Below are 26036 nucleotides of genomic sequence, written 5' to 3'. Positions count from 1 at the left end.
GTGCGACTGCGACTCGCCCGCCTGCTCGACTTCCTGAACCGCCGTCCCGCCCCGCTGTGGGACGACGACCTGCCCAGCGTCTACCTGCCCGCCGACGCTGAACCGCCGACCCCTGACAAGGACCCAGACCCGCTCTGGTGCACCGCGGGCCCCATCGTCCGGGAACTCCGCGCCGCTGCCAGCGCCGAAGCCGACCGGCCCCGAGCGGTCGCCGAAGGCTCCTGACCCGGCCGACCGGTCTCGCCCCCGAGCCGCACACCGCCCACCCCGCCACGCCCCGGCCGGGTGGGCGGCGGCGTGTCCGGGGGCGGGACCGGCTGCTTCGAGAAGCGCGACTGACCGGAGGGCCCCTCGTGCGCGCCTTCGACCTCGACCCGATCGGCGAGCGGCACGGCGGCACGCCGACCTACCCCTGGCGTAAGGGCCCGGCCAGGACCCTCCTGGCCACCCGCCGCCAACTACGCGAGATGGGCCTAAGTGGAGTCCGTGCGGGTTCGTTGGAGGGACTGGAAGCGAGGATCGGTGCATGCCAGCAGGCCACCGGCGGCATCCTTGCCTTACGCAAGCCCCGGGGGATTCTGGCTATTACTGCGAAAGGCCGCCTCACCGTTCGACGCCCCGGAATCCGCCACGTCGTCTACCTCGATGAGGTCACCCACGGACTGGCAGCTGACTGGCTGCGAGAGCGGCACCGCCGGTGGCCGTTCTCCAGCAACCCGCACCTGATCGTCAACCAGATCACCGCCATGGACGCCAACGGCCCGGGGACCTCCCGAGGCACGATCAAGAACATCTTCGAACAGCTCGGGCTGAACCCCCGACAGGTCCGTATCGACCGGATCTTCCACGAAGCCCAGCTCACAGCCGACCCGCTCCACCTCATCCGGCTCTTCGGGATCAGCGAGGTCACTGCGGTGAGGTACGTCCAAGCCGCTCACCCTGAGCGCACCGCCAAGCCATTGCGCTGATCAGCGAGCCGGGAAGGAGCTCAGAGCAAGATCCCATTGGTTAGCCTCGTGAAGCAGTGCTGCAGTGTCCACCCGCAGTTCAACGAAGTACTGGTAGATGTCCGCCCCGTCATCCTTCTGCTGCCATGGGGGTGCGGCCTCGAGGGACAGGTGAACTCGAATTACTGCCCCGCTGTCGCTTCGATCAGCGAGGCTTACAGCAAGGACCGGTTCGACGAACCATGTGTCCGGAGACAGCCAGCCTTCGGCATCGGGCCCGGTCACCGTCACTGTCCCGGCGGCCACCGCCCTCAGCCACGCGGACACCTGACGGGCTTCATGGGTCAGCAGACATGGATCGGCAAAGGACCAACTGCCCTCAGGAGTGGCCACCGATCCACCGATGACCAGCCAGTTGTCTTCGTAGGAGTCGCCTCGGAGCGCAGAGAACTGATAGCGCAGCGGGCGGAGTTCGACACTGCTCGCGTGATCACTCAAAAGCACGGCCACAGGATGTCATGGCTCCCGCAGCTCAGTGCGGCGCATTAAATGATCACCTGGATCGGTCCTCGGTGTCCGACGCCGTGCCTTGCCCGTCGAAGGCGTATGTCCGGACCGGGTCAAGGTGCAGCTCGTATGGCCCGGAGCAGTCTGCAGCGAGAGTCGCGATCCGGACCCCACACGGGCAGGCCCGGTTGAGTCCTTCGGTCCCGTTCGGGCCGCAGCAACCGGTGCTGCTCTCCCATCCTGGCAGCGGCTGCAGGTCGGGCACGTCATCGGGGTGGACAACGACCGTGCTACGGACGCCAGCCGAGACTACGAAGCCTTCCTCGGTGGCCATGAGAGGTCCTCGGGGAAAGCCCGGTACCGGGTTGTCCTGGTCTTCCTGCCGGACGAAAGGCGCCCCCCACGGCTCGCCCTCGAGTGCATAGTGCCCCCGAGGCACGGTCGGAGACGCCTGGCGTGCTCCCTTGGGCCGAGCACTGTCTAGGTCCGGGACGATCGGGACGCTGGACGGCGCCGTCAAGTCCGGCGTGAGCGCGATGCTGCACTTGGAGCAGTAGAAGACCGTCATGGGACCTGTTGTAGTCGCAGATCCATGGGCGTCGCACCTCCAATTCTCCTCGACCGCCTGCCAGCTATCGCGAACCCGTCTGCATGACGACCCATCTGACTGCACCAGCAGGCGGGTTCACGGGCCTCCCCCTTCACGATTCTGCGAACTCGCCCTCTTCTCGCCCGGGAGGCCAGGGACCAGCCGCCCAGGTCGTATGCCGGCGCGGCAAGCGCATCGGCTTCCTATACCGCGTCGACCAGGCGCTGCCCGTACGGGCGATGACGCCGGGCCGCGCCGCCGCCCTGGACCGGGCGATGGCCGCCCGCCAGACCTGCCCGGTGTGCCGCACCCGCTACGACCACTGCCTGCCACTCAAGACCATCGGCAGCTGCCTGCCCTGCGCGGACCTCACCGACACCGAACGCGACCAGCTCGCCGCCCTCACCACCGCTGTCTGACCGTCCCGCCGTTCTGCGTCGACCGCCCCGAGCAGCGGCCGCCGCCAGCTTGTCCTGACAAGGAGTCAGCGCCATGTCCCAGCCGTACCCCACCCCCGAGCAGACCCGCCCCGACGCCGAGGAGACCGACCTGACCTGGCACGACCCCCGCACCAGCCCGCTGCGCAACGCCTACGGCAACCTCGGCCCCGCGGAGATCGCCGGGATCGTTATCGGAGTGCTGACCGTCCTGACGGTGCTGGTTCTCGCGCTCGGCCCGTACGTGGTGCACGCCCTGCACTGGATCACCCAGCCCGAGCACTCCACGATCCCTGCGAGCCGACTGTGGAGCACGATCAACACCCCGATCCACGCCTACCTCGCGCAGCACAACACGGGCCTTGCCGCCGGACCCCGCACCCTCTACACCGCCTGGGCCCTGGCTGGCGCCGTCATCTTGATCCGGGCCCTGCGCCAGGGCGCCACCGTCGGCGTCCAGCTCGGCGCCGCAGTGTTCGGCGCGCTGACCGTCGGCATGGTCTGGTCCGGCACCAACACCCAGGCCCGACCCGTCGCCGCTGGCCTGGCCGCCCTCGCCTGGGCCGTGCTCGCCGCCCTGGCCCTGACCGGCAGCTGGATCACCACCCACCTCACCGTCGTCAACGAGCCTCCTGCCCAGCCCACCACCCTCCCGGCCCCGGTCACCGTCCAGGTGCCCGAGCCGCGCATCGAAGCCGTCGTCGTCGACGTCCAGCGCCTGCAGGTCGACATCAACGGCCGCCGCCTCGCAGGCGGCGACGGCGACCAGGACTGACCCACCGACACCAGTCCCGCCGGGGCCGCCGACCGCGGCCCCGGCCCGCACCGCCGAGCCACGAGAGGACCAACCCCCAATGACCTGGGCCATATCCCGCGACGCCCGCCTCACCGAACTGCGCGCCCTCATGGCCGAACGCGCCGCCGTCCTCGGCAACCTGCCGCCCGGCACCGCGGCCCACGACGGCATGACTAAGGAGGTCAACGCCATCTACGCCGAGATCAAGGAACTCGAAGGCTCCCGCGGCATCTCCCCGCAGCTCCTGCTCGTCCTTCTCGGTCTGATCGCCTTTTTCCTGTGGCACCTCGCCAGCTGATCCACGTCCGGGCACTGACGCTGCCCACCATCGCGCCCCGTCTCCGTGCCGCCCAGGCCTGGACGGCGGGGCGCGATGGTGCGTGGCGCGGCCACCCGGCCGGACACGCCACACCTACTCGGGAGAACTCGATGATCGAGGCCTTCGAGCCCATCCGCTACACCGCCGACGTGGTCGCCACCACGCCAGACGGCCGCGTCCTGTTGATCGAGCGCGACTGGCCCCCGTTCGAGGGCGCCTGGGCTTTGCCAGGCGGTCACGTGGACCCCGGCGAGACGAGCCGCGCGGCGGCCGGCCGGGAGCTGGAGGAGGAGACGGGCGTGCGGGTGGACACCGCGGACCTGCTCCAGCTCGGCACCTGGGACACCCCTGGCCGTGACCCCCGCGGCCGGTACGTCACCGTCGCCTACCTCGCTGTTGTCCCGGACGACACCGCGATCGTCGCCGGGGACGACGCCCGCACCGCCCGCTGGTGGCCGTGCGACGACCTCCCGGCGCAGCTGGCGTTCGACCACGCCGCGATCCTCGCCACGGCCCTGCGCGGAGAGAGGGCCACCGGACCCGCCGCCTGACCGGGCGCTGACCCTGCCCACCGGTTCGCGCCCCGCCGCCCCCGGCACCCAGGCGGGCCTGCGGGGCGCGATGGTGCGCGGCGCGGCCACCCGGCCGGACACCACCCCAACAACGGTTGGAGAACCACCGTGACCACCATCACCGCCACTGACCGCGCCGCCCGCTTCGCCACCGGCTATGCCCTCCTGCGGGCCGCTGCTGCGATCGGTGATATGTGGGTCCAGACGGACACCTGCGCCCGGATCAAGGGCGCCACCGACACCAACCCCGTCGTCGACCGCGACGAGGAGGCCGGCACCGAGACCGTGCACGGCACCCGCGAGGGCCAGCTCGCCTGCCTCCACCACTGCGCGACCTACACCGCCACCCAGGCCGGCGCCCTGCTCATCGGCTCGCGGCTGCTGGGCCTGCACCTGGGGCCCGGCCGTGTTGCCGCCGCCCTGGCCGTCTCGTTTGCGACCCACTACGTCGCGGACAGGCGACTCCCCCTGGCCCGCTTGGCCAAGGCCACCGGCAAGGGCTCCTTCTACGAGCTCCTGTCCCCGATCTGCGGGTCCTTTGAGCTCGATCAGGCATTCCATCACGGCTGCGAAACGGCCGCTGCTCTCCTCCTGTCCCGCTGATCCCGTCCCGGGCGCTCACGCCGCCCACCGGACCCCGCACGGCCGCCCGGCCACCAGCCGGGTGCCAGAGCGAGCCCGGTGAGCGGCGCGGCCGCCCGGCCGAGACCGAACACCCCCTTGGAGGACCACGTGATCATCGCTCAGGCCGTTCTCTCCGCTCCGATGCCGACCAGCCCGACCATCGCCGCCCTGCGCACCTCGGGCAGCAGCGAGGGTGAGGTCCGGCTCGTCGGCACCATCACCCAGGCCCGCCGGCACGCCAACCGGGCCGGCTCCGAGTGGGCCACCCTCACGCTCACCGACACCACCGGACAGATCGAGATCAAGAACTTCCCGCGCACCTGGATGCCGCTGCCGAGCGCGACTTCGTCCGGGTCGGGCAGCCGGTGGCCGTCGCCGGCCGGATCAACGTGCCCGGACACGACCTGGTGGAGGTCTACTGCAACGACCTCACCCCCACTACCCCCGCCCGGGAACTACCGCAGCAGGCCACCGAACCGGTAACCATCCAGGCGCTGACCGGCCGCCACTCCCGCGCGCTGGCCGACCTGGCGGGTTCCGACGAGCGCACCGCCCGCACCCTGGCCGCGTTCACCACGCTGGTCCGCGACGCCGCCCTCCTGCTGGTGGACACCCGTCTCGGCGAGGCTGGCGGACACCTCCGTGCGGCGAGCCAGTACCTGCGGGCCATCGCGGCGGCGAGCGGCGAGCACCAGCAGCAGTTGCTCGAGTTCGCGGCCGCCCACCTCGCCCAGGCCCAGGACAGCGCGGACTGGCCGCACGGGCGGGCGGCCTGATAGCCGACGAGCTCGTCCTCGCCATCGTCGGCGTCGCCGGCACCCTGGCCGGAACGCTCAGCGCCGCGCTGCTCCAGCAACGGGCCGCCCGCGCCGACCGGGCCGCCGACACCACCCAGGAGCAGCGGCGCGAGCCGGGCCAGGCTGTCACCGCGCTGATGGCCGCCCTGGCCGCGCATCGCCGCGCGATGTAATCCGCGAGCGGCTGCGCCTGACCGGCGCGCTGCTGTTCACCGCCGACCTCGAGCTCTGCCGGGCGCGGAACACCGCCCGAGAGCGCGTCGTGCCCGACCACGTTCTGGTCGAGCAGCACCGCCTCCTGCCCCTCGCCGCGCAGCTGCTCGGCGAGGGATTCGCCCGCGTCGACGAGATCCCGGCCGACACCGACACCGGGTGGAGCGAGAACCTCACCAGCACCTGGACCTGACCGCCACACGACCAGCCCTCGGAGGACGAACACCATGCGACCCACCCTTCTGGCCTCGGCCTGCGCGGTCACCGCAATGGCCGCTGCCGGCCTCGCCGTAGGCCTGCGGCGAGGCAGCAGCACCACGCCTCCCGCTCTCACCCTCGCCCCGGAGGCCGCCGAGCCGACCAGCCAACCGGACCAGGGCAAGCACCGTCCGCGCCTGATCAGCGGCGAGGTGGAGCACCTGCACGACTGGCTCGCCTCCGGCGACTGGTCGGACCCGACCGAGGTGCTGGAGGCCCTGCGTGAGCAGGCCCCCTGCTTCTTCCTGACGGACCTGCTCCGTGACCTGAACACCGACCTGGCCGCTGCGGGCCACCGCGAGCTGGCCGACTGGCTCGGCGAGGCTGAGCTGCTGCTGCGCCAGGCCGCCGTCGTGCTCGGCGAGGCCGACTACGACCAGGACGGCTCCCCGTGCCCGGACGAGCCGCACGACGCGGACTGCGTCGGTGGGTGCGGTGGCACCGGCGAGGTCATGGAGATCATGACTTGGGACGACCAGGGCGACGGCATCTACGTGCCGGTCCACCAGGAACCCGTCGACTGCCTGGTCGGCTGCTACCACCAGGCCCACGACGCCACCTGTGCATGCGGCGGCCGCGGCTTCACCTTCGAGGGCGGCTACCGGCACCGCTGCCTCGGCACCACGCCGCCGCGGCCGCGCCCGCCGTTCGACGGCGCCCCCTGGGACAGGGACCCGAAGCCCACCACCGCCAGGGACAACCGCCCGTTCTGACTCACCACCAGCACTGAGGCCCGCCCGGCGACCACGTCGGGCGGGCCTCAGCCGCTCTCGGGTACGACCGAACCTGCCTCCACAGCCGACCGGCCGCCCCCGAGTACTCCCTCCGACACGAGACCGAAGGAACAGCTCAGTATGGCTACCGCGCTCCTCACCCGTCCCGCTCCTCCCCGTACCCCCTCCTCGGACCAGCGCCGCCAGGCGGCGCTGACGATCCGCTCGATCGGCTGCCTGGCCCCGCGCCCGCACCGCTCGCGCTACGCCTGCGCCCCCTGCTCCACGGCCTGGGCCGGCCCCGAGGCCGACTGCTGGAACTGCGGGCTCCCCGCCACCCACGCCAGCCACGACGCCTCGCTGCTCCACCGACTCCTGCTGGCCCCGGTCCTGCCCCGCGCCCCGAAGGCCAGCGTCCGGTGACCGGCCAGCTGCCCGACGCGCTGGACCAGCGCTTGCTCGCCGAGCTGGTCCCCCAGTGCCCCGCCCTCGCGACGGGCCGCCGCCGAGCTGCCGCAGTCCGGAACCTCGCCGCCGTGACGCCCGACCCGCGCGCGGCCGAGCACCGCACCGAACTCCTCGCCGCCCTTCGCCCCACCACCCGCACCGCCACGCCCAGCCCGAGGGAGAGCGCAGCATGAGCACCGACGACCACGGCCAGACCGTGCCCCTGGGCCTGATCCTCGGCCCGCACCTGGCCGCCACCGTCATCCGACAGATCGCCTCCGGGCTGCAGCGCGAGGACCTGCTGCCCGAGGACGTTGCGCTGCGGCTGACGTGTGAGCGCGCCACCGATGGGGACCCGCTGTTCCTCGCCGCGCCCGGGCAGATCTGGGAGCTGCGCCCGGACGTGGACATCGACGACGCGCCCGCGCGCCGCCTGGCTGTCCACCTCCGCCGCGCGGATCCGCCGCGGGTCTGCGTCTCCGACGCGGACGCCGGGGACGACGGCGAGATCGACGAGCTGCTCCTGGAGATCCTGGAGCTGTACGTGCTGGCGTCCTGGGACCTGAGGTTCATCGCGGCGCCCCACCCCACGGCGGGCTGACGTGCCGTCCGACACCGCCAACCCGGCCACCGTCCTGATCGCCGCCGAGAGCATCGACCTGGCCCCCACCGCGGCCTGGCAGGACGCCGACGCCGCGGTGCGCACCGCCCGAAGCGCCCACGACGAGCAGGACCTGGTCCTGCTTCTGGCCGCGCTCGGCCTGCCGAACGACGAGGTCGAACTCGCCCGACTCGCCCCGCACGTCGCCACCGCGGCCGGCACCGCAGGCCGTCCCGACCACCACAACGGAGGCACCACCGTGTCCCACACCCGCCCCGCCACCGAGCCGACCGAGCAGGGTGACGTCCTGGCGGACCTGGACCCGATGACCCGTGAGGTCGTCCTGTCCATGCGCGCCAAGGGCGACAGCCCGCTGAAGATCCTGGCCGCCACCGGCCTGGACGAGAGCGACGTCCGGCGCCTCATCGCCCACCGCCCGGACACCGCCGAGCCCGCCTCGCCCCACGGCAGCGCCGTGGACGGACTCCTCGCCTGGGGTGAGCAGCACCCGCAGGCGAAGGTCCAGCGCCTGGCCGAGCAGGCCCGCCAGTCCCTCGACAAGCTCCTCGTCCAGCGCGCCGCCGACCACGCCGTCGCCGCCCACGAAGGCAGGGTCGCCGCCCTCAAGGCCCAGCTGCAGCGCGCCGAGCAGGCCCTGCGCGACGCCAAGGCCGCCAAGACCACCCCCAAGGCCGGAGCGGCGGGCGGGAGCGACCTGCCGCAGCCCCCCGAGAAGGCCACCCGCAACGCGATCCGCATTTGGGCCGCCGAGCACGGCCACACCGTCGCCGACCGCGGCGTCATCCCCCAGACCGTGCTGCGCGCCTGGTACGACGCCCACCCCGACACGCTCGCCCAGGCCGGCTGACCGTGTCGGCCCGCGCGGGCACCCGGCCGGGCCACGTTGTTGGCGCGGGCAGGGGCACCCTGTCCCGCGCCGGGTGGCGCCGCCGGGCCTGACTGAGGCGCCTACGCGCTGCTCTCCACGACCCGGCCCGTGGACGGCCGTTCCGAGGTGGTGATCGGCTACTGCGCACCGGACGACGCGCTGCTCGACCCCGCGTGGGGCCTGCACGAGCAGCGACCGTATAGCCCGGCCGGCACCGCCTGCCGCCCGCTCGGCGACTACGCCGCCACGTCCAACCCCGCGTGCGGCCGGAGCGAGGCCGCCGGCGCCTACGGCCAGCGGATGGCCCTGTTCCTGCCGCGCATCGCCACCGCCACCTGTCTCGCCTTCTCCCCGCACATCACCGACCTGCCCTGGGCCGACTGGACGCTCGCCCCCGAGCAGCACGTCCACCTCCCCCGGGACCCGGACCACCCGCACCGCAGCTGGGCCAGGCCCCACCAGGTGGCGTCGGACGCCTGATCATCCTCCAGCCCAAGCAGTCCTGAACCCGTTGGCGGCCCACCCCGGGCCGCCGACCCCGTCGCGCATCCCGGAAGGGAGCAGCACCGCCATGACCACCGCCACCGCCCTGATCGCCCGCGCCGAGGCCACCCTCGACCGCTACCAGCACGCCCCGGGCCCTGAGGACGCCGACGCCGTCCGGGCCCTGCACCGCGACCTGCTCGCCCTCCTGCCCACCACCCGGGTACTGCTCGCGGAACGCGACGACTTCGCGCGGCGCCGGGAGGACGCCCGACGGGACCCGCTCATCGGCCTGCCTACCCGCGCGGCCTTCACCACCGCCGCCGAGCAACTGCTCACGACGGCTGCGGCGCCCACCATGCTGATGCTGACTGAGTCTCGACAGGCTGCGTCAGGACCGCATCCTCGACGAGGCTTTCGCCACAGGGGACCCGCTCAGGCTCATGAGGCTCTTCGGTATCACTGAACAGACCGCCATGCGCTACGTCGCCACCGCCTACCCCGAGCGCGCCGCGAAACTACCCAGGTAGCGGGCCAGCCCCAAACTCGCGAACATCCGCGAGACCCTGCTGGGTCTCGCGTGCGTGCTGATCTGCTGGCGGCGGCTCACCCCTGTGGAGGCCACCAACCGACGATGACGTCGTCCGCCTCCGCAGAGGTGGCGGCTCGCAGGTCGGCCATCGCGGGGTCTTGCACGACCAGCTTCATCGTGGTGTCGGTGGTGAGCCGGCGGACCACGTCCGGCCATGTGGCGTCGGTCAAGATCGCGGACTGGGGCACCCGGGCCTCGAACGTCAACGGCTGCGTGGCCGAGACTACGAGCGGTGTGCCCGGCTCCGGTGCGGTGACCTCAGCGCCGAAGGCCACCGCGAGCAGGCCTTCCGGTCCGGTGAACTCCAGCACGGGGCCCTGCGGCCCGAGCGGGGGTGTCAGTTGGATGGGCGCCGCCGTACTGCTGCCCAGCGCGACAGACGCCTTGACCACGAGGTCTCCGCTGGACTGTCCGTTCACGCCCAGCACCGTGAGCTGCGGGCCCTCAGGCCGCGGCAGGCTCTCGGGCGCCGACGGCCGAATGTTGGCCTCGTGCGCCAACGCCCAGCTGGGGCGCGTCCCGGTCAGGTTCCGTTCCTCCCACTCCTCGTTCGCCTCAAGGTGGAGCGGCTCCAGGTACTCCCAGGGGTCCAGTCCCTGCTCGCGCATCGCGCGCTCGGCGCGCCAGTGGATGAACCGCGAGTGCGGGGCGCCGAAGACCATCCGCTGATCGAACTCGATGTCGGCGGACTCGGCCAGCCACTTCACCAGGAGGCCGGTCATACTCAGCTCGAACTCGACGAAGGGGCGGTACCGCTGCCACACGACCACCGGCCACTGCTCGGGGACAGGCCCGGTCGTGCACCAGTAGACCGCTCCCGCCAAGTCTCCGTTGATGTCCACCATGCGCAGGCCGCACAGCAGGGCACCGGGCGCCGGCCAGAGCGGATATTCGGACTTGGTGTGTTCGAGCCAGGCGATCTTCTCGGCGGTCGGGGTCATCTGGCCCACGGAGGGGATCCCAGAATCGTGTTCAGCACTGGTCGGCGGGAGAACCATCAGGCACTCGTCGATAGTGCCGACCCCGTAGTTGGCGATGAGGTCGCGGAAGTCGGCCGGCAGCCGACAGCCCAGGTCCTGCTCGACCGCCTGCCAGTCGACCTGGTCCCCGTCCTCTGGCCCGGGCGGCATGAGCGCCTTGAGGCGCTCCACGTCAGGGTGCACGGTCGTTGTCCTCCACAGCCACGCGAGCATGAGCCGCCCCACCCTACGCTCGCCTCATGAGCCGGCGCCGCAGTCATTCCGTTGGGGGTTCTTAGCCCTGCAGGTGCCAGGGCAAGGTTCGCCCTGGCGGTGGGAATGACCGCCGCCGCCAACCGCCTGCTGCGCACCGAACGCATCGAGCGCTACCGGCCGATGGCCGGTGAGCTCCCCCGCATCACCTACACCTTCGGCACCCTCACCGAGCAGCCGGTCGACGAGGACAACGAGGGCAGCTGGAGCTTCGAGTTCGCCGAACAGAACGAAGTCGGCGCCCAGCCGGTCACGCTGCTCGACATCCCTGGCCTGGGCGACTTTGAACTGCTCGCCGCCCCCAGCCGCTGCCCCGACTGCGCCCGCCTGACCAACACCGCCCACTACAAGCCCGCCCGGATACGCCCCCTCGGCGCCGGCCCGCTTGTCCGTGACTGCCGCACCTGCGGCGCCAACTGGCCAGCCGCCTGCTGCATTGCCAGGGGCATGCCTCCGACGGCCTGACCAATTCTCACAGCGCCGAACTCAACAGGGCCCGGCCCTGGCTGCAAGTGGCCGGGGCCGAGCCCTGTTGCACTTGCACGGCCTTGGCGCCTTGTACGCCGTGGCTGGGCTCGCAGGTTGAGAGGGTCCTGCTCCTGACGAATAGTCAGGACAGGACCTCCCTTTTTGGTCTTGAGTCGGACCGGGCCCTGCTCGACACCCCTTCGCCGATTTTTACTCTGGGCGTGAGTCCTGCTGGGTGGAAACGCCGTTTCCACCCAGCAGGACTCCCTGAATGGGGCCTGATACACCGACACGCCGATGTGGTTCGTGACTGGCAGCTCCGCGTCAGTATGCTGACGCCATGGCATCCCCGTACGTGGGAGGTGAGCGGGAAAAGCTAACGTCTAAGCTGCCCGCGTCCCTCCGTCAAGATCTCAAGGTTCGCGCCGCTCAGCTGGGCGTCGATGTCCAGGACGCCGTCGCCGACGGCATCATCACCTGGCAAGCCCACCCCATTCCCCTGCCCGTGATCGACACCTCCGGAGCCGACTCGTTCGGCACCTGGCTGCCCGAGGGCCTCTACGACACCTTCAAGGAAGACTGCGCCACGCGCGAGGTGTCCTACATTCAAGGGCTCGCCCAGGCGGTCCGGCTCTGGCTCGACCAGCACGCCGCCGACGCACCCCAGAGCGTGCAGCAGCCAGTCCGACGCATCGTCATGGCCAACCAAAAGGGAGGCGTCGGCAAAACCGCTCTCTCCGCCGGCGTCGCGCAGGCGCTCGCGGAAACCGGGCTGCGGGTTCTACTCATCGACTACGACCCGCAAGGACACCTCAGCCACCAGCTGAACATCCCCGCCATCGACGCAGGCGAGGAAAGCCTCGTCACCCACATGCTCGAGCGCGATAAGGCTCGCGGGACCATCCAGGACCTGGCCGTCGCCATCCCCGGCGACCAGTTCGAGGGCAGGCTCCACGTCCTGCCAGCTGCCTTCGACGCCTTCCTCCTCGACGCCGGCTTGGCGATGTTCCGTGGCCCCCGCCACGCAGTCCTCGAACGCGCACTCAGCGCCGCCGAAGCCGACTACGACGTTGTCGTCATCGACTCCCCGCCCAGCCTGGGCCTGGCCATGGACGCCGCCCTCTACTACGGCCGACAGCGCGACGATGAGCTCGAGGGTCGCTCCGGCGTCGTGATCCCCGTTGAAGCAGAGGACAGTTCCGCGAAGGCCTACGGGATGCTCGTCAGGCAGATCACCGCCCTCACCGAGGACTACGACCTGACCCTTGAGCTGCTCGGACTCGTCGTCAACAAGTACGACGCCCGACGCGGCTTCATCGCCACCTCCTCCCTCGAGAAGTGGCAGAGCCTCGGCACCCCGCGCGTCCTTGCAGTGAACAAGGATCTGCGCGAACAGCGCGAGGCAGTCCGCGTCACCCAACCGCTGCTCGCCTACGCCCCCGACAGCGAGCAAGCACACACCATGCGCCAGATCGTCAGGGAGCTATCCGCGTGAGCAGTCGCAACAAGGCCGCCCTGCTCGGCGGCTCCAGCACCTTCGATGCTGTCGCGCCGCAGCCGGTGAGCGCGCGCGGACGAGCCCTGGCCGCTCTCGATGGCAGGCCCACCGAGCCGCCAGCAGCGCCCACAGCCATCCGCAACGAGGTCAGCCTCGGCCAACTCGCGCACAATCCGTTCAACCCACGCGAGACCCTCACCGAGATCAAGGAGATGGCCGACAGCCTCGAAGCCCGCGGCATCGTCCAAGTCCTGACCGTGGTCACGCGCACCGCTTTCGCGGCCGCGCACCCCGGCCACGAAGACAAGATCGGAGCCGCCGACTTCGTCGTTCTCGACGGCAATCGCCGCCTGGCTGGCGCCCGCCTGGCCGGACTCGACAAACTGCCCGTCCACGTTGACGACACCCTGGCAGACACCGCAGACGACATGCTCGAGTCGGCACTTGTTGCCGCCGTCCAGCACGTCGAGATTGAACCGCTCGACCAAGCCAAGGCCCTGGAACGCCTCGTCGCCGTCCACGGCTCACAGCGAGAAGTCGCCAAGCGACTTGGGAAAAGCCACGTCTGGGTATCCCAACGGCTCGCCTTGCTCAACCTGACTCCCGAGCTCCAAGGAGCAGTTGAGTCCAAGGAGCTGTCGGTCGAGATCGCACGCGCGGCAGGACGCCTCCCGCAGGAGCAGCAGCAGGCCGCAGTCGAGAAGGCCATCGAAGAGCGCGCCGCAGTGAAGCGCCCGCGCGGGGGCCCCGGTGGAAACGCCGTTTCCACCGCCCGCGGCAACACGACCACCGGGCCAAGGGCAACAGGAGATGGAAACGCCGTTTCCACCACGCCCTCCGAGGCGCCGTTGCTGCCACCGCAGCGTCCGCTCGAAGGAGGCCGTCCGGACCCGCGTACTGCTCTGCTCCAGCTTGGAGCGATCCCGTCCGAGTGGGCGACAACTCTGCGACTCGTCTGCACGTCCGAGGAGATTGATGAGCTCCTTGAAGAGCTCACTATGCCCTGAACCCCTCGCACGTGTCTGGGGGGTGTGGAAACGCCGTTTCCACACCCCCTTGGGTTGCTGCATGAAAGAGCCCCCGGCCTGAGCCGGGGGCGCTTTCATGCCCTCTGTGGGCTCCGTCGGCTCCCCTGGTGGCTCTCCAGTCCGTAGCCGACGACGGGCCATGTGTGATGGCTGAGCGTCGGGCGTGGTGAAGCTGTAGCGGGCGTTTATCGACCATGGCAGGTAGTGGCTGAGGGCGGCTACGGTCTGGGAGCGGTCGCCGCCGCTGTCGGGTTGTCGTCGCCTCCTTCCCTGCCGTCGTGGTTAGGACGACGGCACCGGTGGCGGCGCCGGCCAGTACTCGGGCGACGATGGTGTCGGTGCCGGTGTTGGACCAATCTGTGGGGTCTACCGACCAGGAGACCGGGTGCAGGGCAAGGTTGGCGCAGATGGCCAGGGCCGTGTCGGTGAAGTCGCCGTAGGGGGCACGGAACAGCACCGGCGCCATCCCGCTGATCTCGGTGACGGCGTCCTGGGTGCGCTGGTCCTGGTCGCGGACGTCGGCGGGGGATAGGTCGCCGAGGCAGTGGAGCCCATGTTCGGGCCGGCCCTGGAATGCCGACAACGAGGCGGCCCTGGCCGAATGGGGGCGGAGCCTCGCGGCGGACCTTCGCTCGGGCTCGTGGCGACCGGCGATGGGCAACAGCGACACCCACTTGGAAGGGCAGATCGGGATCCCTCACACCGTGGTCTTCGCCGAGGAACTGAGCACAGAGGCAGTCCTGGCCGGGATCCGCGCCGGCCGCAGCTGGATCGCTGAATCGGCGGATGTGGACGTGTCGTTCGCCGCCCATGCCGAGGGTCGCGTTGCCGGGGTGGGAGAGCGGCTCGCGACTCATGGTGGGCAGGTGGAAGTCCACGCGGCAGTACGAGGTGTGCCGGCGGGGACCGTCAGTTTCCACACCGATCGAGGAAAGGTCCACCGGGCCCCTCTCCCCGGTGACGGGGCGGGAGCGGTGCAGTGGGACACGACAGCAGAGTCCTCGGCGTTCGTCCGCATCGAGGTCCGCCATCCCAACGGGCACGTCGCCGCACTCACCAATCCGATCATCCTCAACTGACCGCTCGTCTCATCGTGAGGTCCGCAGGCGGCGGAGGCAGATGAGGCTGCATGCCAGTTCGAGCAGGCCCTGATGGAGGTCGGCGCGCCTTTCGTAGCGGATCCGGAGTCGTTTGAACTGGTGCAGCCAGGCGAAGGCCCGTTCCACCACCCAACGGACTCTGTCGAGCCCCGAGCCGTGGGCGACGCCGCGTCGGGCGATCATCGGCTTGATGCCGCGCTTCCACAGCAGGCGGCGGTATTTGTCGAAGTCGTAGCCCCGGTCGGCATACAGGTGCCGCGGCTTGCGGCGAGGCCGTCCTCGTAGCCCCCGGATCGGCGGGACCGCGTCGAGCAGCGGCAGCAGCTGGGTGACGTCGTGGCGGTTGCCGCCGGTGAGCGTGACAGCGAGTGGGGTTCCGTGCCGGTCGACTATGAGGTGGTGCTTGGAGCCGGGACGGGCGCGGTCGACTGGCGAGGGGCCGACGTGATCCCCCCTTTGAGGGCCCGGACATGCGAGCCGTCAACAGCGCAGTGTTCAAGATCCAGCAGGTCGGCGCGGCGCAGCTCGGTCAGCAGGGCTGCGTGCAGGCGTGGCCAGACGCCGGCCTCGGTCCAGTCCCGCAGGCGGCGCCAGGCCGTCACCCCGGAGCAGCCGACCGTTTCGGCCGGGACATCACGCCAGGCGACGCCAGTCCGCAGTACGTACATCACCCCGGTGAGGGCCGCCCGGTCGGGGACACGCAGTCGCCCGGGGTGGCGGTGGCGCCGCTCAGGAGCGGGTGGCAGGAGCGGAGCCACGCGCTCCCACAAGTCATCCGGAACAAGATCAGCACGCACCCGGACACCTTGCCGACCAAGATCGCTAGGCGCAAGACCCGCGGTTCAACTCATTCTGAAACGATCAGTAAAGGGAGATGGCCTGCAGGATGGTGTCGACGATGTGCCCTGCGGGGAAGGAGAGGCGGGCTACCGGGACCACCCATTCGCGCCAAGGTCCAAGCCGGGCAGGCAGGTACAGGGGCGGGGTGTGGGTGGCGGCCGCGCGCGTGACACTTTCCAAGGCTTGGCGGAGCGCTTCCCACTGCTTCGCCTGTGCCGTCGTCATGTGCGGGTGCGCGGCATTGGACCAATGCCTGTCCAGGGGCTGCGGCGTAAGTGAGGTGCAGAACTCGGTCCACGTCTGGTCGGGGGTTTCGCTGGCCTGCCGGTGCAGGTGCAGGCACAGGGCTGGCCCGAGGGCAGGAAAGGCGACAAGCGCGGCCAGGAGCACCATGCCGGCCCGGTAGGGGCGGGTGGTGGGTTCTTCTACCGAGGTTGCGTCGATGACGGTGCTTGCGCCGGGGTTGTCGTGCTCGGTGCGGTCGGCCTCGCGCTTGTCCCGGCGTAGCGCGGTGAGCAGGCCGTAGCTGTTGGCCAGGCGTTTGACGGCGCGCGGCGTGGTGACCATCAGCGGCGGGCCAAGAAGGTCGAGGAGAGCGAGTTCGTCGGGATCCAGGGTGAGTAGGTCGACCCGCTCGACGGCGCGGACGGCTTTGACGCGCGGCCCGTAAAACTCCTCGTACTCGTCGTCGGCTGGCCGTGTCGGCCGATCACTGGTCGGGGTCGGGGACAGTGGGCGGTTCTCGGACGCTGCGGGGGCAGGTTGCTCGGGTGCTTTCTGGTCGGGGCGTGCGCTGATCAGGGAGTGCAGCATGCGCTGGTATCCGCCAGCGTCCAGGGCAGGGAGGGTGAGTACCACCTGGAAGATCTTCTCCAGGTACTGGGAGGGCGAGGACAGCCACGCGTCCTCGTCATTCGGGTCGAACGCGTCGGTGGCCTTGCCTGGCCTGTCGAGGACGTCACGGTAGTGCGCGGCGATCGACCCCAGCAGCCAGCGCGGGTCGATCGCGACCACGACGACGAAGAGGTCGACGGCGAGCAGCAGGTGGATCGCCTCCAGCATTTCCACGACCCGGTCCGGTGGGCAGCGGTCGAGGTCGTCGATGTAGAGGACGATGCGGTCGATTCGGGGAAGGTTGTCTCCTGCCACGTCCTCGGTTCGTGCGGCGCCGGGAGCAGGGCCGCGCTCGGGTGGCGGGGCGTCCGACTCGGTGGGCATGGAGGCCTGGGCAAGGAGGGCGGCCATGCGCTGGAAGTCCTCACGGATCTGCGTCATCACGCCCAGCTGACTGCGGTAGTCTGCCGCCGCGGCCCGCTCGTTGACCATGCCTGCCAGCTGCCCAGCCGCGGTCAGGTTCTGCATCTCCCGTTCCAGCTCCGCGACCTCGGCCGACGCGACCTCGGCCGCGATCTGAATCCGTGTCCGTTGCCGCTCCACGAACGCATGCGCGCGCTTCCACGCCTCGTCCAGCTTCGCTTTGGTCTCGCGCACCTTGGCCCAATCCCACTGCGCCGCCGCCAGCACGGGCACCAGGACCGGCACGGCCGCCACCCAGCGCGGCAGCCACGACCACACCCACACCACCGCAACACCGGCCCCGAGGACCAGAGTGCACCCGACGAGGAAGAGCAGAAGCTGGCGCCCGCTTCCCTTGACGATCGCCCGCACGGTGAGCAGGCTTTCCCGTAGCACCGCGATATCCCCGGCCACCCGCCCGTACAGCGCGGCGGGTGCGGCATCCTCGCCCATCAACCTATCGAGCTCTCGTCGCTGATCTTCGGACAGCACCCGCCGCAGATCCCGCCGACGCAAGGCGTCCTGCAGGCGTTCATGGCGCGCCCGGGCGGCCGCGAGCCGCTCCGGCAGCCGTCGACGGTCGACCAGGTCGGCAGTAAGCCGCGACATGCTGCGCTGCGCGCCAGCCGCATCCATTTCTGGTGTTGGGGCGGCGAGTTGGGCGAACAGTTCGGCGACCAGGCTGGTCCACAGGCTGGTCTCGGCATAGTGCCAGGCGTTAAACCGCACCTGGCGCACCGCTTGGCGCGCCAGTTCGTTGCCGGGGCGAGCGACCGTGGCTACCTCGCGCCGAAGCAGCTCCAGGAAGTGGCTCTTGCCCGTGCCCCAGTCGCCGAACAGGCCCACGGCCAACGGCGGGCGCGCGGAGCGGGCGGTGATCAGCTCAGCCAGCGCCCGGGCGTCCTGGCTCCGGTCCAGCTCGTCCACCACTCCCAACGACCGGGCCTCGCTGCCCGGGGCCAGCTCGTCCACCATTTCCGGCGCATCGGAACGGTATCGCGGGAGCCGCGACACCGCTCGATCCTCCACCACCTCCCACAATCGGACTGTTCGGTCGTCGCTGCCGGTGGCCAGCAGCAGCCGGTCCCCATCCCGCGCCCACGCCACCGACAACACCCGCCCGGTGTGGCTGGTGAGGGGTTCGCCGAGCGGGGTCAGCGTGTCCGGGCCGGTCAGCTCCCACAGCCGCACCGTCCCGTCCCAGCCGCCGGTGGCCAGCAGCAGCCGGTCCCCGTCCCGCGCCCACGCCACCGAACCCACCGGGCGAGTGTGGCTGGTGAGGGGTTCGCCGAGCGGGGTCAGCGTGTCCGGGCCGGTCAGCACCCACAGCCGCACCGTCCAATCGTCGCTGGCGGTGGCAAGCAGCAGCCGGTCCCTGTCCCGCGCCCACGCCACCGACCCCACCACCTCGATGTGGCTGGCGAGGGGTTCGCCGAGTGGGGTCAGCGTGTCCGGGCCGGTCAGCTCCCACAGCCGCACCACGGAGTCGCTGCTGGCGGTGGCAAGCAGCAGCCGGTCCCTGTCCCGCGCCCACGCCACCGAACCCACCGGGTGTGGCTGGTGAGGGGTTCGCCGAGCGGGGTCAGCGTGTCCGGGCCGGTCAGCTCCCACAGCCGCACCACGGAGTCGCTGCTGGCGGTGGCCAGCAGCAGCCGGTCCCCGTCCCGCGCCCACGCCACCGACAACACCCGCCCGGTGTGGCTGGTGAGGGGTTCGCCGAGCGGGGTCAGCGTGTCCGGGCCGGTCAGCTCCCACAGCCGCACCACCGATTCTTCGCTGGCGGTGGCAAGCAGCAGCCGGTCCCCGTCCCGCGCCCACGCCACCGACAACACATGCCCGTCGCCGCCCGCGAGGGTTTCGTCGGCTGGGGTGAGCATGTCCGGGCCGGTCAGCTCCCACAGCCGCACCACGGAGTCGCTGCTGCCGGTGGCCAGCAGCAGCCGGTCCCCGTCCCGCGCCCACGCCACCGACAACACCCAGCCGGTGTGGCTGGCGAGAGTTTCGCCGAGCGGGACTCCCAGGAGAGGAGGATCACGTCGAGTTTGCCTTGGTGAGTGCATATTCGTCACCACTCGATCATGGGGCCCGGCCGCCCAATGACCGTGTGGCACACCGGGGACTGAGGACAGCCCGTGAGCAAGTCTGGTCCAGCGAGCTGGCCGGACGGAGGAGATTCCAACCAGCCTTGACCTGATTGGCCACCCGGGGCTGCACCACCAGCCCGAAGGCCTGCGGCTATCGGGCCGGTAACCGCGGTGTGGGGATATCTGCTGTTTGATTTCGCAGCGAGATCATCGCTCAGAGATGTCTCACGAGACATGCGCAGTCTGGAGAAGGACGGCTGGCGTCGTGTTGTCCACGGACAACACGCTTCGGTGCTGGCGCTCCTGGACTTGTTGGCCAGCCGGATGGTGGAGCTACCCGAGGTGCGCCCGGCTCCTGGGGTCCAGATCCGGCAAAAGGGGTATTTGTTGCGAAAGGCGACCGCCAGAATGGGCCCTCTAGCGGCCTGCGGGCTGCCTGCTGGTATGCCGAGATGATCAAAGTGCTGAGAGGTCGTCAGGCGCCCGTGTAGAGATTTTCTCCTCCCAGGAATGGCCTTCCTGGCGATATAAGGGCAGTCTGAGCTGCCCGTTGTGATGTGCTGCCACCGCATGGGGGAGGTCGGCCGTCAGCCGCCGAAGGATCCCGGGTACCTGCCGGGGGTGTGGAAACGCCGTTTCCACACCCCCGGCCTGGGCCACACGCGAAGAAGGCCGTGTGGAAGTCATCACGATGTAGATTCAGCCGCCGACGTGGGTGGGCATGCCGCCGCCTGCCAGCACCGTCTGTTCGGAGGTGCCGTTTCTGTTGGCGCCCCAGCTGTAGCCATCCTCGGGGGCGCAGTCCTGCGGGACCCCGGTGGTGAGCCGGTCCAGGGCTGCCGTAGACGTCGACCGAGGCCTCGGTGCTCGCGCCCAGTAGCGACGGGATGAAGACAATCCCGGGTACGTCGTGGCTGGCGTGGTGACGCTGAGCTGGGTGCCGTGCGGGCCCGGTGATGCAGGTCCAGGCGCTCGGCCTGGTTGTACTGGTTCTCGGTGATCAGCTTGTTTGGATCGGTGGGTTGGCGACGCTTCCGGTGAAGTCGTACGCATACTGGTCGGGGCGCTGATGCCGGGGATCCGCACGGTGATGGCCTCGCCCGCCGAGGCGTACTGCTATCGGCTGGCCGTGAGGTGGGCGGAGACAACGGTGTTGGACTGGTAGCCGGTTCGCTTGTCGTAGCTGCCGCCGCAAGTGATGAGGTGCAACTCCGGTCGTGCGGTGGGGCTGTAGACGGCGGCGTCGGGGAACGCGCTCTTCAGGTAGATCCGCACGGCGTCGATGGTGAAGACCGCGGTCCGACGGTCACGGCGGATCACCTCGATCAGGTCTCCCGGGTGCAGGACCCCAAGGAGGTAGAAGACCGCCGGGCCGGTCATGGTGTCGACGTGCCCGATTGCGATGGCGTTGCCGGGCGCACCGGGGCTGGCGCCGTCCCGGTACCAGCCGACCAGGTTCTTCACGGCCACCGGTGGCGTGCTGAGGTGGTGGTCAGGGTCCAGGCCGAGGGCGGTGATCGGAGCGTCGACCCGGATCGAGGGGATCCTGATCCGGGTCGGCTCCGAGGGCGGCATCGGTGCCGCTTCTGGTTGGGGCGATCGGGCCAAGGGGCTGACCGAAGGCTCCTCACTCCCGCTGGGGGACTGACCGGCAGCGGCCTGCGGGAGCGGCTGGGGCGGACCGGTGATCTGCATGCCGTCGTGAAGCAGCCACAGGCCGCCTGCCACCGCCGCGGCCGTGACGCCTGACACCAGCCAGCCGGCTCCACGGCCGCGGCGGGGCCGGGGTCGTGCGTCAGGACGCCGCATCGCGGGCGGCGCGCCGGCGCAGGAAGCGGATGCCGAAGCCTGTCCCCACCGCTGCCAGCAGGGCCGAGCCACCGATGATCTCGGTCGGGTCGACGTCGTGCACGCTGCCGCCGCCGCCGGCGCCGATCGCGCCCACCGGCCCGCCGCCGAGATGGCCGGGGCCACCGGGGTCATCGCCTCCACCCGGCCAGCCGTGGGTCGGGGTGGCGGTGGGAGTCGGCTGCGGCGTGTGAGTCGGCCGCGGTGTCGGCGTCCAGGTAGGAGTCGGCCTTGGCGTCGGTGTCCGCGTGGGGGTCGGCGTGGGGGTCGGTGTCGCCCCAGTGCCGTCCCTGGAGACCGTGGTGGTGTCGAGCGTGACACTGCCGTTGCGTGCCAGGGCCCGGCCCTCGATCACCGTGCCGCTCTGCGCCGCGATGGAGGTGAGTGCCAGGATGTTGCCCTTGAACGAGGAATGGCTCCCGAGCGTGGCCGAGTCGCCCACCTGCCAGAAGACGTTGTCGCTCTGCGCACCACCGATGAGGGCCAGGTTGCTGGCCGGCCCGGTGGTCAGGGTCGAGGCGACCTGGAAGACGAAGACCGCGTTGGGGTCACCCTGTGCGTCCAGCGTCAGGGTCCCGGTGAAACCCAGCGAACCGGCGGACCTGTACACGCCCGGCGTCAGCGTCAATCCGACGAGGTCCCCCGCGACACTGGACGTCGCAGCTCGCCCCGCCGCGTCGTTGTAGGCGGCTCCCAGGTCCGACTGCGCTTGCAGAGCGGCGGCATCACCCACGTGTTGTGCCCCGTGGACGACGCCGGGCGGAAAGCCCGTCACCGACGTGCCGGGGCTCAGCCCCAGGTCACCGTGGAGAACGCTCCGGCCGGTGTTGGCGACCGTCGACCCACCCAGGACCGCGTAACTGCTGTCCGTCCCCAGCGGGACCGGCAGCGTCGCCGCATAGGCGGGCCTCGGCAGCAGGGCCACCGTCACGGTCAGGAGCGCGATCCCGGGAATCAGGGCGAGCCAGCTTTGGAAGCGGGCACGGCTGCGCCGTTCGGGCAGCAGAACAGGCGGAATAGAGGCATCAACTGGCACAGGAGAAGACCTTTCTGATCATGGATCAGCCCGACGGCTCCGAGACGGGAAGCGTCGAGCACCGATGACACGCACGAGCCGGCAGCACCAGGCCCACGCACGCGTCGAGCCTCCGAGGCGGTCGGGTCGCGACCGTGGCCGCCTCGCGTCAATGGCGGGCCGGTGAGGCTCTTATATGTGCTCATAGCACCACAGGCTTACCGCCCTTTCCGGCAGCCACGCTCGCCCTATTTTCTCGTTTCGTGGCCATGCTTCGAAAGTTCCCCATTTCGTTGAAATTGCAAGAGTGTGGGGACATTGGGCGCCAACAGGCCATTAGTACCAGTCACTTGTGGCAGTCGCGGCAGGTGCCATCGCAGGTCGAGGACGATGCTGGTGGCAATGCGCGGAAAGGCTGGGGAAGGGTCGAAATCGACGGTGGAGTACTTCACTCCCGGTCCTTCTTCAGGCATCTCAGGGCTGTGGAAGATTGTGTACATATAGGTATGCGGCTTCCTCTTGAGCCCCGTCCTTGGGACGACTCGACGCTGCGAGCGGGCTGGCTGCCGCGGACCGGCAGTCGAGGAAGAGCCAGCCTGTGGGCCGACCGCGGGCCCCGTTCTGAGGAGCGGGCGTCGGGTCGTCAGTCCGTTGATCAGGATCACGAGGGTCGTTCCTCGGGGTGCGGGCCTCCGGTGAGGGGATGCCTTGCCCCGGAGAACCGCGGAGAAGCTGGCGGGCGGCCTGGCCGAGCTGAATGGCTGTCAGTCGAGCTTCGGTGCTCGAACCTCGACAGTCGCGCCGGCCCGGACTTCGGCCAAGCTCATGACCGTGCCCTTCCGGCGAGGTCGTCGTTAGTCCCGGCGAGCGCTCGCCGGGAGCGCCCCGCGGTACCGCCTGCTCGACACCGCCCGAACCGGTTCGCCTCCCAACGGCTCGGGTCCGCACGGCGTGCCGTCTCCGGGGCGGTCGGCCCGTACACAGCCGGCCGCCCTGCCCCGGCGCCTGCGGTCCGCCAGCGTCCGGGCGAGCACCTCGTGTTGTCCTGGGACGACATCCCTGCGCCGTTTCCTGCACGCCAGCGGCCCTACGCACAGTGAGCGACTCACGTGTGCTGACCACTGTCGGCGGCTGCTCCCGTCCGCCAGCGGACGGGAGTTCGTGAAGCCAGCGGGATGCGGCCTGGAGGACCACGCGGCCGTCACCCCAGCTGCCGCCGGCTCGGGCCCGCACGGTCTGCTCCGGGCCGGCGGCGACATCGTCCGCCGCGCTGAGCCGGCGGGATGGACGCAGGTAGGCGGGGGTGTGGATGGCCTTCGCGTGGTCGCGGCGGTGTTGTCCGCGGACAACACCGCCGCGACCACGCGGCTCCGAACCGCGAGAAGCAAACCGTTCCACCAGCGCCCGGCGACGCGCGGACTCTGAAAAGCCAGGACGCGCAGCTCCGGCCGTAGCTGTGGTGGCACGGGGCGGGCGCCGGAGAGTACTACTCCGTACGGGTGACTTTATGGCGGAAGGCTTGTCACCGTATTCACCCTCCTGGGTTACTGTGTGTATCCAAACCGGCGGGCCGCCCATCCCTCTCCGGAGGAACGTGGCAGCCAGCGTTTCGCTGCCTCTCCTCGCAGGGAGAGAGGTGGTGTCACGCGATGGCCTGCGATGGGCGCCTCCGAAGAGGACTTGGATCCACCAGCCGGTGCCCTCTGGGCATCGGCTGGTGCGGCGGCTCACATACGCCCGGGAGGCGTCATGCGAGCGATCAGTGTTCTGCGGGCCGTGCTGCTGACCGTCGTGATCTCGCCGACCGCCTGGTTCGGGTTTCCATGGTTCTCGAGGTGGCCCAGTCCGCCGCCGCGGCAGCCACAGCACCACCGGCCGAGCCGGACGACCTCGGCACGGCAACGGCGGCTCGAGCTGTCCGCCGCCGCCCAGCCACTCGCCCGGCCCTTCATCAACGGCCATTTTTGCCTGATGACCACCGCACCTGCCGTGCTCCCGCCGCAGTCGCCGGCGTCGACGCCGGCCCCACCCGGCGGGGATGACGAACGAACGCCTGGACCATGACGATCCGGCCGCACGTGGTTGAGGCCACCGGCCGGATGCAGGCGCCGCCTCGTGCGGCGAGGACGTACCCGCCATCCCGCGGTCCGGTGCCGGACCTGGGGACGGCGTCGAACTCTCACCGAGGTCAGTAGGAGGAACATCATGCCCATCAGCCCCAACCAGGGATCCACCGGCGGCGGCACCCTGGTGACCATCACCGGGACGAACCTCGCCGGCACCAGTGCCGTGCACTTCGGCTCGAAGGCGGCCACCTCCTTCACCAACGTCTCGCCCACACAGGTCACCGCGGTCTCCCCCTCGGGCGCCGGCACCGTGGGGGTCACCGTGACCACCCCGGGCGGGACCAGCAACCCGCTCTCCTTCTTCTACGTCGGTGCGCCGTTCAAGGCCTCGATCAGTGACACCTCCGGCCCCACGGCGGGTGGGAACACCATCACGCTCAACGGTGTCGGTCTGTCCTCCGCCACGGCGGTGACCTTCGGCGCCAACTCCGCGACGCCCACGGTGCTGAGCGACGGCCAGCTCAGCGTCGTCGTGCCGGCCGGCACCGCGGCCGGCACGGTCGGGGTGAGCGTCACCACCGCCGGTGGCACCAACAACGGCCTGAGCTACACGTACGTCGACACGCCCACGCTCGGCACCCCGAGCCCCAACTCCGGTCCGACCTCCGGTGGCACCGCGGTGACCGTCCCCGGGACCAACCTGACGACGACCCAGTCGGTCACCATCGGGGGAGCGGTGGCCCCGTTCTCGGTCCTGTCCGACACCAGCCTCTCGGTGGTCACCCCGCCCGGGACGGCCGGTGCCCAGGACGTGACCGTCACCACCACGGGCGGCAGCTCCACGGCGGTGGGCGCCTTCACCTACGTCGCCGGCCCCGGCATCTGATCCACGGATCCGCGGTCCGGGTTCCGCCTGACAGGGATGGCTGACGGCGGCACCTGACGGCGGTACTCAGCGGCCGCGCCCGTGGCCGCGCCCCTCCAACCCCGTCCGAACGGGTCCCGCACCATCCCTGTTCGGACGGCACCACCCCCCCCTGACGAGCCCCGGCCGATATCCCCCATCCGGCCGGGGCTCATTCCCCGTTGCGCGGGGAGTCGTCCCTGGCGCCTGCTCGGCCCGCGCTGACGGTGACGGCCACAGCTCGCCCTCCACCTCGACCGGTCCAGCGGGCCGCGCACAGGCAAAGGATCACCATGACTGCTCCGATCATCACTACGGCCACTCCAGCGTCCGGACCAGCAGGCACGACGGTATTGCTGACGGGCAGCGGGTTCACCGGCGTCACGTCGGTGCGCTTCGGTGTGGTGGCCGCGTCGTTCACGGTGGTGTCCGCGACCGTGATCTCGGCGACGGCGCCGGCGGGCTCGGGGACGGTGCAGGTCACGGTGACCTCGCCGTCCGGGACCAGCAACGGCATCGCCTTCACGTATGCGCCGGCCGCTCCGGTGATCACGGTGAGTACGCCGGCGTCGGGGCCTGCCGGGGCGACGGTGACGTTGACCGGCAGCGGGTTCACCGGCGTCACGTCGGTGCACTTCGGCGCGGTGGCCGCGACCTTCACGGTGGTGTCGGACACCCAGGTGCTGACGACGGCGCCGGCGGGATCCGGGACGGTGCAGATCACGGTGACCTCCCCGTCCGGGACCAGCAACGGCATCGCCTTCACCTACGTGCCCACCGCTCCGGCGATCAGTTCGGTCAGTCCGGCGTCGGGGCCGGCCGGGGCGACGGTGACGTTGACCGGCAGCGGGTTCACCGGCGTCACGTCGGTGC

31 protein-coding genes are annotated in these 26036 nt (G+C 70.5%); 22 read left to right on the top strand and 9 right to left on the bottom strand.

From position 1 onward, the window contains the following. On the top strand, positions 1–225 hold the full coding sequence (locus ABD323_RS12725) for a hypothetical protein (protein ID WP_344441516.1): 225 nt from the start codon (positions 1–3) through the stop codon (positions 223–225). Between the two features lie 128 nt (positions 226–353). Beyond that, entirely contained in the window at positions 354–968 is a 615-nt protein-coding gene (locus ABD323_RS12720; protein ID WP_344441515.1) for a hypothetical protein, read from the top strand. Here ABD323_RS12720 and ABD323_RS12715 read toward each other — a convergent pair whose 3' ends face one another. Continuing rightward, entirely contained in the window at positions 969–1451 is a 483-nt protein-coding gene (locus tag ABD323_RS12715; protein WP_344441514.1) for a WapI family immunity protein, read from the bottom strand. 654 nt (positions 1452–2105) lie between these two features. On the opposite strand from ABD323_RS12715, the gene ABD323_RS12710 reads away from it, so the two are divergent. From ABD323_RS12710 to ABD323_RS12690, 5 genes are all read left to right on the top strand, one after another. Next, a complete protein-coding gene (locus ABD323_RS12710) occupies positions 2106–2462 on the top strand; it encodes an RRQRL motif-containing zinc-binding protein (protein WP_344441513.1) in 357 nt (118 codons plus the stop codon). 73 nt (positions 2463–2535) lie between these two features. Then, positions 2536–3255 carry a hypothetical protein gene (locus tag ABD323_RS12705; protein WP_344441512.1) on the top strand — a complete coding sequence of 240 codons (720 nt, stop codon included), beginning with the start codon at positions 2536–2538 and terminating at the stop codon, positions 3253–3255. A gap of 79 nt (positions 3256–3334) precedes the next feature. Then, positions 3335–3574, top strand: a complete 240-nt coding sequence (locus tag ABD323_RS12700) for a hypothetical protein (RefSeq protein ID WP_344441511.1) — start codon at positions 3335–3337, stop codon at positions 3572–3574. Between the two features lie 131 nt (positions 3575–3705). Further along, on the top strand, positions 3706–4146 hold the full coding sequence (locus ABD323_RS12695) for an NUDIX domain-containing protein (RefSeq protein WP_344441549.1): 441 nt from the start codon (positions 3706–3708) through the stop codon (positions 4144–4146). A gap of 129 nt (positions 4147–4275) precedes the next feature. Then, positions 4276–4770, top strand: a complete 495-nt coding sequence (locus ABD323_RS12690; RefSeq protein WP_344441510.1) for a hypothetical protein — start codon at positions 4276–4278, stop codon at positions 4768–4770. A 140-nt stretch (positions 4771–4910) separates the two neighbouring features. Here ABD323_RS12690 and ABD323_RS12685 read toward each other — a convergent pair whose 3' ends face one another. Further along, positions 4911–5192, bottom strand: coding sequence for a hypothetical protein (locus ABD323_RS12685; protein ID WP_344441508.1), 282 nt, complete (start codon positions 5190–5192; stop codon positions 4911–4913). On the opposite strand from ABD323_RS12685, the gene ABD323_RS12680 reads away from it, so the two are divergent. The 9 genes from ABD323_RS12680 (at position 5181) to ABD323_RS12640 (ending at position 9658) form a co-directional block, all read left to right on the top strand. Further along, complete coding sequence (locus ABD323_RS12680; RefSeq protein ID WP_344441507.1) at positions 5181–5567, top strand: hypothetical protein; 387 nt, start codon at positions 5181–5183, stop codon at positions 5565–5567. The genes ABD323_RS12685 and ABD323_RS12680 overlap by 12 nt on opposite strands. Before the next feature lie 283 nt (positions 5568–5850). Beyond that, positions 5851–5994, top strand: a complete 144-nt coding sequence (locus tag ABD323_RS12675; RefSeq protein ID WP_344441506.1) for a hypothetical protein — start codon at positions 5851–5853, stop codon at positions 5992–5994. 34 nt (positions 5995–6028) lie between these two features. Further along, the gene (locus ABD323_RS12670) at positions 6029–6772 is read left to right on the top strand and encodes a hypothetical protein (RefSeq protein ID WP_344441505.1); all 744 of its coding nucleotides are present in this window, start codon (positions 6029–6031) and stop codon (positions 6770–6772) included. Between the two features lie 141 nt (positions 6773–6913). Further along, the gene (locus tag ABD323_RS12665) at positions 6914–7195 is read left to right on the top strand and encodes a hypothetical protein (RefSeq protein ID WP_344441504.1); all 282 of its coding nucleotides are present in this window, start codon (positions 6914–6916) and stop codon (positions 7193–7195) included. Beyond that, positions 7192–7413 (top strand): hypothetical protein, encoded by a 222-nt coding sequence (locus tag ABD323_RS12660; protein WP_344441503.1) that lies wholly within the window; start codon positions 7192–7194, stop codon positions 7411–7413. The genes ABD323_RS12665 and ABD323_RS12660 overlap by 4 nt, the downstream gene beginning before the upstream one ends. Continuing rightward, entirely contained in the window at positions 7410–7820 is a 411-nt protein-coding gene (locus ABD323_RS12655; protein ID WP_344441501.1) for a hypothetical protein, read from the top strand. The genes ABD323_RS12660 and ABD323_RS12655 overlap by 4 nt, the downstream gene beginning before the upstream one ends. A 1-nt stretch (position 7821) precedes the next feature. Continuing rightward, entirely contained in the window at positions 7822–8688 is an 867-nt protein-coding gene (locus ABD323_RS12650) for an Lsr2 family DNA-binding protein (RefSeq protein ID WP_344441500.1), read from the top strand. A gap of 129 nt (positions 8689–8817) precedes the next feature. Continuing rightward, complete coding sequence (locus tag ABD323_RS12645) at positions 8818–9189, top strand: hypothetical protein (RefSeq protein WP_344441499.1); 372 nt, start codon at positions 8818–8820, stop codon at positions 9187–9189. Between the two features lie 91 nt (positions 9190–9280). Further along, positions 9281–9658 (top strand): hypothetical protein, encoded by a 378-nt coding sequence (locus ABD323_RS12640; RefSeq protein WP_344441498.1) that lies wholly within the window; start codon positions 9281–9283, stop codon positions 9656–9658. Between the two features lie 140 nt (positions 9659–9798). Here ABD323_RS12640 and ABD323_RS12635 read toward each other — a convergent pair whose 3' ends face one another. Beyond that, entirely contained in the window at positions 9799–10947 is a 1149-nt protein-coding gene (locus ABD323_RS12635; RefSeq protein WP_344441496.1) for an SMI1/KNR4 family protein, read from the bottom strand. A gap of 129 nt (positions 10948–11076) precedes the next feature. On the opposite strand from ABD323_RS12635, the gene ABD323_RS12630 reads away from it, so the two are divergent. The 3 genes from ABD323_RS12630 to ABD323_RS12620 all read left to right on the top strand — a co-directional run bounded on the left by ABD323_RS12630 (position 11077) and on the right by ABD323_RS12620 (position 13989). Next, positions 11077–11481, top strand: a complete 405-nt coding sequence (locus ABD323_RS12630; RefSeq protein WP_344441494.1) for a hypothetical protein — start codon at positions 11077–11079, stop codon at positions 11479–11481. Between the two features lie 343 nt (positions 11482–11824). Further along, entirely contained in the window at positions 11825–12979 is a 1155-nt protein-coding gene (locus ABD323_RS12625; RefSeq protein WP_344441492.1) for a ParA family protein, read from the top strand. Then, positions 12976–13989, top strand: a complete 1014-nt coding sequence (locus ABD323_RS12620) for a ParB/RepB/Spo0J family partition protein (protein ID WP_344441491.1) — start codon at positions 12976–12978, stop codon at positions 13987–13989. Before ABD323_RS12625 ends, ABD323_RS12620 begins: the two co-directional genes overlap by 4 nt. Here the strand turns inward: ABD323_RS12620 and ABD323_RS45990 are convergent. After that, positions 13979–14680 carry a polysaccharide deacetylase family protein gene (locus ABD323_RS45990; RefSeq protein ID WP_425555971.1) on the bottom strand — a complete coding sequence of 234 codons (702 nt, stop codon included), beginning with the start codon at positions 14678–14680 and terminating at the stop codon, positions 13979–13981. The two genes, ABD323_RS12620 and ABD323_RS45990, sit on opposite strands and share 11 nt — an antisense overlap. On the opposite strand from ABD323_RS45990, the gene ABD323_RS12615 reads away from it, so the two are divergent. Continuing rightward, a complete protein-coding gene (locus ABD323_RS12615; RefSeq protein WP_344441490.1) occupies positions 14664–15089 on the top strand; it encodes a CehA/McbA family metallohydrolase domain-containing protein in 426 nt (141 codons plus the stop codon). The two genes, ABD323_RS45990 and ABD323_RS12615, sit on opposite strands and share 17 nt — an antisense overlap. 9 nt (positions 15090–15098) lie before the next feature. On the opposite strand, the gene ABD323_RS12610 is transcribed toward ABD323_RS12615, so the two are convergent. The 5 genes from ABD323_RS12610 to ABD323_RS12590 all read right to left on the bottom strand — a co-directional run bounded on the left by ABD323_RS12610 (position 15099) and on the right by ABD323_RS12590 (position 22109). Further along, positions 15099–15907 (bottom strand): IS5 family transposase gene (locus ABD323_RS12610; RefSeq protein ID WP_425555970.1). Its coding sequence is split into 2 segments (ribosomal slippage): positions 15099–15578 and positions 15581–15907, totalling 807 coding nucleotides; the frame shifts between segments, so codons are not numbered across the junction. A gap of 64 nt (positions 15908–15971) precedes the next feature. Continuing rightward, complete coding sequence (locus ABD323_RS12605) at positions 15972–18728, bottom strand: P-loop NTPase fold protein (protein WP_344441488.1); 2757 nt, start codon at positions 18726–18728, stop codon at positions 15972–15974. Further along, on the bottom strand, positions 18707–19306 hold the full coding sequence (locus tag ABD323_RS12600; RefSeq protein WP_344441548.1) for a WD40 repeat domain-containing protein: 600 nt from the start codon (positions 19304–19306) through the stop codon (positions 18707–18709). The genes ABD323_RS12605 and ABD323_RS12600 overlap by 22 nt, the downstream gene beginning before the upstream one ends. Positions 19307–20446: 1140 nt before the next feature. After that, positions 20447–20905, bottom strand: a complete 459-nt coding sequence (locus tag ABD323_RS12595; RefSeq protein ID WP_344441487.1) for a class F sortase — start codon at positions 20903–20905, stop codon at positions 20447–20449. A gap of 220 nt (positions 20906–21125) precedes the next feature. Continuing rightward, positions 21126–22109 carry an ice-binding family protein gene (locus ABD323_RS12590; protein ID WP_344441485.1) on the bottom strand — a complete coding sequence of 328 codons (984 nt, stop codon included), beginning with the start codon at positions 22107–22109 and terminating at the stop codon, positions 21126–21128. 2289 nt (positions 22110–24398) lie between these two features. Between ABD323_RS12590 and ABD323_RS12585 the strand changes: the two genes are divergently transcribed. Further along, positions 24399–25145: an IPT/TIG domain-containing protein gene (locus ABD323_RS12585; protein ID WP_344441484.1), complete on the top strand. Its 747-nt coding sequence runs from the start codon at positions 24399–24401 to the stop codon at positions 25143–25145. A 311-nt stretch (positions 25146–25456) separates the two neighbouring features. Further along, the coding region (locus ABD323_RS12580) for an IPT/TIG domain-containing protein (protein WP_344441483.1) at positions 25457–26036 on the top strand (580 nt) is incomplete at its 3' end.

This window comes from Kitasatospora nipponensis (assembly GCF_039528135.1).
In the GTDB taxonomy this organism is placed as follows: Bacteria; Actinomycetota; Actinomycetes; order Streptomycetales; family Streptomycetaceae; genus Kitasatospora; species Kitasatospora nipponensis.
The sequence above is the reverse complement of the archived record's forward strand: the minus strand, read 5'-3'. Positions and strand labels throughout refer to the sequence as shown.